Origin of the sequence: Escherichia sp. MOD1-EC6021 (assembly GCF_002965245.1) — a bacterium.
Lineage (GTDB): Bacteria > Pseudomonadota > Gammaproteobacteria > Enterobacterales > Enterobacteriaceae > Escherichia > Escherichia coli_F.
In genome coordinates, this window is record NZ_PTRU01000040.1 from 19,604 (window position 1) to 29,035 (window position 9,432).

General features: G+C 44.0%; 6 protein-coding genes. 5 read left to right on the forward strand and 1 reads right to left on the reverse strand.

Features of this window, described 5'->3' with window-relative positions; genetic code table 11:
* Positions 1 to 41: 41 nt before the first annotated feature.
* The gene (locus BEB54_RS25035; RefSeq protein WP_105282311.1) at positions 42 to 1,199 is read left to right on the forward strand and encodes an anaerobic sulfatase maturase; all 1,158 of its coding nucleotides are present in this window, start codon (positions 42 to 44) and stop codon (positions 1,197 to 1,199) included.
* On the opposite strand, the gene BEB54_RS28730 is transcribed toward BEB54_RS25035, so the two are convergent.
* Positions 1,165 to 1,287 carry a hypothetical protein gene (locus BEB54_RS28730; RefSeq protein WP_123008810.1) on the reverse strand — a complete coding sequence of 41 codons (123 nt, stop codon included), beginning with the start codon at positions 1,285 to 1,287 and terminating at the stop codon, positions 1,165 to 1,167. The two genes, BEB54_RS25035 and BEB54_RS28730, sit on opposite strands and share 35 nt — an antisense overlap.
* A 202-nt stretch (positions 1,288 to 1,489) precedes the next feature.
* Between BEB54_RS28730 and BEB54_RS25040 the strand changes: the two genes are divergently transcribed.
* From BEB54_RS25040 to BEB54_RS25055, 4 genes are all read left to right on the forward strand, one after another.
* Positions 1,490 to 3,175, forward strand: coding sequence for an ABC transporter ATP-binding protein/permease (locus tag BEB54_RS25040; protein WP_105277023.1), 1,686 nt, complete (start codon positions 1,490 to 1,492; stop codon positions 3,173 to 3,175).
* 37 nt (positions 3,176 to 3,212) lie between these two features.
* Complete coding sequence (locus BEB54_RS25045; protein WP_088542358.1) at positions 3,213 to 5,585, forward strand: TonB-dependent receptor plug domain-containing protein; 2,373 nt, start codon at positions 3,213 to 3,215, stop codon at positions 5,583 to 5,585.
* A 56-nt stretch (positions 5,586 to 5,641) separates the two neighbouring features.
* Positions 5,642 to 8,425 carry a M16 family metallopeptidase gene (locus tag BEB54_RS25050; protein WP_170881797.1) on the forward strand — a complete coding sequence of 928 codons (2,784 nt, stop codon included), beginning with the start codon at positions 5,642 to 5,644 and terminating at the stop codon, positions 8,423 to 8,425.
* 360 nt (positions 8,426 to 8,785) lie between these two features.
* Positions 8,786 to 9,432 (forward strand): pyridoxal-dependent decarboxylase (locus tag BEB54_RS25055; RefSeq protein WP_236943080.1); only part of this gene is annotated, 647 nt, incomplete at its 3' end.

The window sequence follows — 9,432 nt, forward strand, 5'->3', positions numbered from 1 at the left end:
ATGCGGCGGATTTTTCCGCCGCCTTATTGAGCGAGATAGCGATGCACGTTACAGCCAAGCCCTCCAGTTTTCAATGTAATCTCAAATGTGATTACTGCTTTTATCTTGAAAAAGAGTCGCAGTTTACTCATGAAAAATGGATGGATGACAGCACTCTGAAAGAGTTCATCAAACAATATATCGCAGCGTCTGGCAATCAGGTCTATTTTACCTGGCAAGGTGGTGAACCCACTCTGGCTGGCCTGGATTTTTTCCGTAAAGTTATTCACTATCAACAACGCTATGCAGGCCAAAAACGTATTTTTAATGCATTACAAACGAATGGCATTTTATTGAATAATGAATGGTGTGCCTTTCTCAAAGAACATGAGTTTCTGGTTGGTATCTCGATCGATGGACCCCAGGAGCTACATGACCATTACAGACGCAGTAATTCAGGTAACGGTACCTTTGCAAAAGTGATAGCAGCCATCGAGCGTCTGAAATCATATCAAGTAGAGTTTAATACGTTAACCGTCATTAATAACGTTAATGTCCATTACCCTCTTGAGGTTTATCATTTTTTAAAATCTATCGGCAGTAAACATATGCAATTTATCGAATTGCTCGAAACCGGGACGCCGAATATTGATTTCAGTGGTCATAGTGAGAACACATTTCGTATCATTGATTTTTCTGTGCCTCCCACGGCTTATGGCAAGTTTATGTCAACCATTTTTATGCAATGGGTTAAAAACGATGTGGGTGAAATTTTCATCCGTCAGTTTGAAAGCTTTGTCAACCGTTTTTTGGGGAATGGGCATACCAGTTGTATTTTCCAGGAGTCCTGCAAGGATAATCTGGTTGTTGAAAGTAATGGAGACATTTACGAATGCGACCATTTTGTCTATCCACAGTACAAAATTGGAAACATTAATAAATCTGAACTCAAAACGATGAATAGTGTTCAACTGACAGCGCAAAAAAAACAGATTTCAGCGAAATGTCAGCAATGTGTATATAAACCTATCTGCAATGGCGGTTGTCCTAAGCATCGTGTTACTAAAGTAAACAATGAGACTGTTTCCTATTTTTGTGAAGGTTATAAAATCCTTTTTTCAACCATGGTGCCTTATATGAACGCCATGGTGGAGTTAGCTAAGAACAGAGTACCGCTTTACCACATTATGGATGTTGCAAGACAAATGGAGAATAATTAATAACGCTCCCTCTTAGCTCCAGTCTTAGCCTCCTTCTTATGACCTTAACAAGGCACCCGACATAAATTCCTGTCGGGTGTTTCGTCATCATCATCTTCCCTTGCGAAAATCCTGGCTTACTTGGTATGCGTCAGGGTATTAGCAATATCCTTGATTATCAATAGCATAACCATAACCACTGAAAATGAAATATTTCTTTATATTTCATATTGTTAAATGATACTTAAATAAATTTCATCAGTAAATCATTGCCATAGATAATCATTGGATGGCACAATCAATTTCCGCTAATGATAACCATTCCCATTACGTTTTGTATGTTGATAGCAAAGTATCTCTGTCTGCTGAAGCCCTTTTGGCTGCGTAAGAATAATAAAACTTCAGTGTTGTTAATCATTATTATCCTCGCCATGATCCTTGGCGTGGTTAAAATTCAGGTCTGGTTAAACGACTGGAATAATGATTTTTTCAATGCGCTAAGCCAGAAAGAAACTGATAAGCTTTGGCAGCTTATCCTTTGGTTCCCTGCCCTGCTGGGGATCTTTGTATTAATATCCGTAAACAAAACGTGGCTAATTAAACTACTGACTATTCGCTGGCGCGAATGGTTAACGGATTACTACCTTAATCGCTGGTTTGCAGATAAAAACTACTACTTCACGCAGATCTACAGCGAGCATAAAAATACAGATAACCCTGACCAACGTATCGCTGAAGACATTCTCTTACTGATCAGCAAAACGCTCAGCCTTTCATTTGGTTTCATCCAGTCACTGAGCATGCTGATCACCTTTACCGTTATTCTTTGGCAAAGCGCGGGTACGCTCTCATTCACTGTTAGTGGAACAGAATGGAATATCCAGGGGTATATGGTCTATACCGTCGTGCTCATTGTGATCGGTGGAACTTTATTTACCCATAAGGTTGGTAAACGTATTCGTCCGCTTAATGTGGAAAAACAACGTAGCGAAGCGACATTTCGAACTAATCTTGTGCAGCATAATAAGCAGGCAGAACTGATTGCGCTAAGCAATGCTGAATCTCTACAACGCCAGGAGTTGAGCGAAAATTTTCATATCATTAAAGAGAACTGGCATCGTTTAATGAATCGCCAGCGGTGGCTTGATTACTGGCAGAATATTTATTCGCGCTCGCTTAGCGTTCTTCCCTACTTTCTGTTATTGCCGCAGTTTATTAGCGGACAGATCAATCTGGGCGGACTGATGAAATCACGCCAGGCATTTATGCTGGTATCGAACAATTTAAGCTGGTTTATTTATAAATATGATGAACTTGCTGAACTGGCTGCGGTTATCGATCGCTTGTATGAGTTCCATCAACTCACCGAACAGCGCCCTACGAATAAGCCTAAAAATTGCCAACATGCGGTACAAGTGGCTGACGCGAGTATTCGTACTCCTGATAATAAGATCATATTAGAGAACCTGAACTTTCATGTTTCGCCAGGCAAATGGCTATTGCTGAAAGGTTACTCTGGTGCGGGAAAAACCACACTGCTTAAAACATTATCCCACTGCTGGCCGTGGTTTAAAGGTGATATTTCTTCTCCTGCTGACAGTTGGTATGTGTCACAAACACCGTTAATCAAAACCGGCTTACTGAAAGAGATTATTTGTAAATCACTTCCCCTGTCCGTAGACGATAAATCGTTGAGCGAAGTACTGCATCAGGTTGGTCTGGGGAAATTGGCTGCGCGTATTCATGATCACGATCGCTGGGGAGATATTCTTTCCAGCGGCGAAAAACAACGTATCGCGCTGGCACGATTAATTTTACGACGTCCGAAATGGATATTTCTTGACGAAACTACCTCTCATCTTGAGGAACAAGAGGCTATCCGTTTACTGCGTTTAGTACGTGAAAAACTACCCACAAGCGGCGTCATTATGGTCACACATCAACCTGGTGTCTGGAACCTGGTCGATGATATTTGTGACATTAGCGCGGTTATATAAAAACAATAAAAGCCCTGCTGTACGGAGATATAAATAAATGAAGCGAGTTCTTATTCCTGGCGTCATTTTATGTGGCGCTGATGTAGCGCAGGCCGTCGATGACAAAAATATGTACATGCATGTTTTTGAAGAGATGACGGTCTATGCTCCTGTCCCTGTACCCGTAAACGGCAACACGCATTACACCAGTGAAAGCATCGAGCGTTTACCGACCGGGAATGGCAATATCAGCGATCTGCTGAGAACCAACCCTGCGGTACGCATGGATTCAACGCAAAGTACCTCATTGAACCAGGGAGATATTCGCCCGGAGAAAATCTCTATTCACGGTGCGTCGCCCTACCAGAATGCCTATTTGATTGACGGTATTAGTGCAACGAATAACCTGAACCCAGCGAATGAGTCCGATGCCAGTAGTGCAACCAATATTAGCGGGATGTCACAGGGGTATTATCTTGATGTCAGCTTACTGGACAATGTGACGCTTTATGACAGTTTTGTGCCGGTTGAATTTGGCCGCTTCAATGGCGGGGTAATTGATGCAAAGATCAAACGCTTCAACGCTGATGATAGCAGCGTGAAACTGGGTTATCGCACTACGCGTTCGGACTGGTTAACATCGCATATCGATGAGAATAACAAGAGCGCATTTAATCAAGGTTCTTCAGGAAGTACTTATTACTCTCCAGATTTTAAAAAGAACTTTTATACCTTGTCGTTTAATCAGGAACTCGCTGATAACTTTGGCGTTACCGCCGGTTTATCGCGCCGCCAGTCTGATATCATCCGCGCGGATTATGTTTCGAATGACGGCATTGTCGCCGGCAGGGCACAGTATAAAAACGTTATCGATACTGCATTGAGCAAATTTACCTGGTTTGCCAGCGACCGCTTTACCCACGATTTAACCTTAAAATATACCGGCTCCAGCCGTGATTATAATACCAGCACCTTCCCGGAGTCTGATCGCGAAATGGGTAATAAATCCTATGGTCTGGCATGGGATATGGATACCCAGCTCGCATGGGCCAAACTGCGTACCACCGTTGGTTGGGATCATATTAGTGATTATACCCGTCACGATCATGACATCTGGTACACCGAACTTTCATGTACATATGGTGATATTTCAGGGCGTTGCACCCGTGGCGGATTAGGACACATTTCCCAGGCTGTAGATAATTACACCTTCAAAACACGCCTTGACTGGCAAAAATTCGCCGTGGGTAATGTTTCGCATCAACCCTACTTCGGCGCGGAATACATCTATTCCGATGCATGGACTGAACGCCATAACCAGTCTGAATCCTATGTGATTAATGCTGCCGGAAAGAAAACTAACCATACCATTTACCATAAAGGTAAAGGCAGCCTGGGAATAGACAATTACACGCTGTATATGGCGGATCGCATTAACTGGCGTAATGTGTCGTTAATGCCCGGCGTGCGGTATGACTATGACAACTATCTGTCAAACCACAATATCTCCCCGCGCTTTATGACGGAATGGGATATTTTTGCTGATCAAACCTCAATGATTACCGCCGGTTATAACCGTTACTATGGCGGGAATATTCTTGATATGGGATTACGTGATATCCGCAATAGCTGGACGGAATCGGTATCAGGCAATAAAACCCTGACACGTTATCAGGATTTGAAAACGCCTTATAACAATGAACTGGCAATGGGATTGCAGCAAAAAATCGGTAAAAATGTTATTGCGCGCGCAAACTATGTTTACCGTGAAGCGCATGATCAAATCAGCAAAAGCAGTCGTACCGACAGCGCGACTAAAACCACCATTACTGAATATAACAACGACGGTAAAACCAAAACGCATTCGTTCAACCTCAGTTTTGAACTGGCCGAACCCCTGCATATCAGCCAGGTAGATATTAACCCGCAAGTTGTCTTTAGCTATATCAAGAGCAAGGGCAACTTATCGTTGAACAATGGTTATGAGGAGAGCAATACCGGTGATAACCAGGTGGTCTATAACGGTAATCTGGTTTCTTACGATAGCGTTCCGGTGGCAGATTTTAATAATCCATTAAAGATCTCCTTAAACATGGATTTCACACATCAACCGAGCGGATTGGTGTGGGCGAATACGCTGGCCTGGCAAGAAGCGCGTAAAGCTCGCATTATCCTCGGTAAAACGAATGCGCAATACATTAGCGAATATTCAGATTACAAACAGTATGTTGATGAAAAACTGGATAGCAGCCTGACCTGGGACACCCGCTTGTCCTGGACGCCACAATTTCTGAAACAACAAAACCTGACGATCAGTGCCGATATTCTCAATGTACTGGATAGCAAAACCGCTGTTGATACAACGAATACCGGCGTGGCGACCTACGCCAGTGGCCGTACTTTCTGGCTTGATGTCAGCATGAAATTTTAATAGTTCGGATTTTACTTAACCGGGTAAATTCGCCCGGTTTTCGCATGGAGATAATTATGAGAAACCTCTGTTTCTTACTGACGTTAGTGGCAACTCTGTTGCTCCCCGGGCGACTGATTGCCGCCGCCTTACCGCAGGATGAAAAGTTAATTACCGGGCAACTGGACAATGGCTTGCGATACATGATTTATCCGCATGCTCAACCAAAGGATCAGGTAAATTTATGGCTGCAAATTCATACCGGTTCATTGCAGGAAGAAGACAATGAGCGCGGTGTGGCTCATTTTGTAGAACATATGATGTTTAACGGCACAAAAACATGGCCGGGTAATAAAGTCATCGAAACATTTGAGTCAATGGGCCTGCGTTTTGGTCGCGATGTTAATGCCTATACCAGCTATGACGAAACGGTGTACCAAGTAAGTTTGCCGACTACGCAGAAACAAAATCTGAAACAAGTGATGGCAATCTTCAGTGAATGGAGTAATGCCGCAACCTTTGAGAAACTTGAAGTAGACGCTGAACGCGGCGTAATTACTGAGGAATGGCGTGCATATCAGGATGCGAAATGGCGTACATCTCAGGCGCGCCGCCCTTTTCTTTTGGCAAATACACGTAATTTAGACCGTGAACCTATCGGCCTGATGGATACTGTTGCCACAGTCACACCGGCACAATTGCGCCAGTTTTATCAACGCTGGTATCAACCCAATAATATGACCTTTATTGTGGTCGGCGATATCGACAGTAAAGAAGCGCTGGCGCTGATAAAGGATAATTTAAGTAAGCTCCCGGCTAATAAAGCAGCTGAGAATCGCGTCTGGCCGACAAAAGCAGAAAACAATCTACGCTTTAATATTATTAATGATAAAGAAAACCGGGTGAACGGCATTGCACTCTATTATCGCCTGCCACTGGTACAAGTAAACGATGAGCAAAGCTTTATCGAACAAGCGGAATGGAGCATGTTGGTTCAGCTGTTCAATCAACGTCTGCAGGAACGTATACAGTCGGGCGAATTGAAGACTATTTCTGGTGGCACTGCGCGCAGCGTTAAAATTGCACCCGATTATCAGTCGCTGTTTTTCCGTGTAAATGCACGTGACAATAATATGCAGGATGCTGCGAATGCATTAATGGCAGAGTTGGCAACCCTCGATCAACATGGTTTTTCTGCTGAAGAACTCGACGATGTTAAAACTACCCGCCTAACCTGGCTGAAAAATGCGGTTGATCAGCAAGCTGAACGCGATTTACGTATGCTGACCAGTCGCCTGGCGTCCAGCTCGTTAAATAATACGCCGTTCTTGTCGCCGGAAGAGACATACCAACTTTCGAAACGTCTGTGGTCGCAAATTACCGTGCAAAGTCTGGCGGAAAAATGGCAGCAGCTAAGAAAGAACCAGGACGCATTTTGGGAGCAAATGGTAAACAATGAAGTTGCCGCCAAAAAAGCATTGTCTCCTGCGGCTATCCTGGCGCTGGAAAAAGAGTACGCCAACAAAAAGCTGGCGGCTTACATCTTCCCAGGCAGAAATTTATCGTTAACAGTAGACGCTGACCCACAGGCGGAAATTAGCAGTAAAGAAACGCTGGCTGAGAATCTGACATCATTAACACTTTCTAATGGTGCCAGGGTTATTCTGGCAAAATCAGCGGGTGAAGAGCAAAAGCTACAAATTATTGCCGTATCTAATAAAGGTGATTTAAGTTTCCCTGCGGAGCAAAAATCACTTATCTCGCTGGCAAATAAAGCGGTGAGTGGCAGCGGCGTTGGTGATCTCTCCTCTTCCAGCCTGAAACGCTGGAGTGCGGAAAACTCGGTAACCATGAGCAGCAAAGTCAGTGGGCTGAATACGTTGCTCTCCGTGAGCGCGCGGGCTAATAATCCTGAACCTGGTTTCCAGTTGATTAACCAGCGAATCACTCACAGCACGATTAATGACAATATTTGGGCATCGCTACAAAATGCTCAAATTCAGGCGTTGAAAACGCTCGACCAGCGTCCAGCAGAGAAATTCGCCCAGCAGATGTATGAGAAGCGCTATGCTGATGACCGTACGAAATTACTGCAAGAAAAACAGATTGCACAATTTACTGCCGCAGACGCGCTGGCAGCCGATCGCCAGTTATTTTCATCTCCAGCGGATATCACGTTTGTCGTTGTCGGTAATGTCGCAGAAGACAAACTTCTGCCGTTAATTACGCGTTACTTAGGATCAATAAAACACTCTGATTCGCCATTAGCCGCAGGTAAACCATTAACTCGCGCGACGGACAACGCATCGATTACTGTAGAAGAACAAAATGAACCTGTGGCACAGGTTTCACTGTGGAATCGTTATGATTCCCGGACACCTATTAATCTGGCGACACGTATGGCGCTGGATGCCTTTAACGTTGCCCTGGCTAAAGATCTGCGCATTAATATTCGTGAACAGGCATCTGGGGCATACAGCGTTTCTTCTCGCCTCTCGGTTGATCCTCAGGCCAAAGATATCACCCATTTGCTGGCTTTTACTTGTCAACCAGAACGGCATGAAGAACTGTTAGCGTTAGCGAATGAAGTGATGGTTAAGCGTCTGGCTAAAGGGATCAGTAAGCAAGAACTGAACGAATACCAGCAAAACGTTCAGCGCAGCCTCGATATCCAACAGCGTAGCGTTCAACAATTAGCGAACACCATTGTAAATAGTCTTATTCAATATGACGATCCTGCCGCATGGACTGCGCAGGAGCAATTATTGAAACAAATGACGGTAGATAATGTTAACACTACGGTTAAACAATATCTTTCTCATCCGGTGAATACCTTTACCGGAGTATTACTACCAAAATAATGACGTCCCCCGTCAACATATCGTTGGCGGGGGTTTTAGCAACAGACGTTATTTTATATAATAATTTTATGAATGCGTTCAAAATAACAACCGAGTACTAATAATGATATTTTAAGGGCTAATTTTTATGTGATAATTCACCAGAGTTAGAAAGCGCGTCAAAATAATGACATACAACACCACACTACAATCCATAACACCCTACGCTATTGTTTTTTAACGTAAATATATTTTTCCCATAATATCTCACGATAAATAACATTAGGATTTTGTTATTTAAACACAAGACCTTTGCACTTGCTTACTTTATCGATAAATCCTACTTTTTTAATGCGATCCAATCATTTTAAGGAGTTTAAAATGGATAAGAAGCAAGTAACGGATTTAAGGTCGGAATTACTCGATTCACGTTTTGGCGCTAAGTCTATTTCCACTATTGCAGAATCAAAACGATTTCCGCTGCACGAAATGCGCGATGATGTCGCATTCCAGATTATCAATGATGAGTTATATCTTGATGGCAACGCTCGTCAGAATCTGGCAACGTTCTGCCAGACCTGGGACGACGAAAATGTCCACAAGTTGATGGATTTATCCATTAACAAAAACTGGATCGACAAAGAAGAATATCCGCAATCTGCAGCCATCGACCTGCGTTGCGTAAACATGGTTGCCGATCTGTGGCATGCGCCTGCGCCGAAAAATGGTCAGGCCGTTGGCACCAACACCATTGGTTCTTCCGAGGCCTGTATGCTCGGCGGGATGGCGATGAAATGGCGTTGGCGCAAGCGTATGGAAGCCGCAGGTAAGCCGACTAACAAACCAAACCTGGTGTGCGGTCCGGTACAAATCTGCTGGCATAAATTCGCCCGCTACTGGGATGTGGAGCTGCGTGAGATCCCTATGCGCCCCGGTCAGTTGTTTATGGACCCGAAACGCATGATTGAAGCCTGCGACGAAAACACCATCGGCGTGGTGCCGACTTTCGGCGTGACCTACACCGGTAA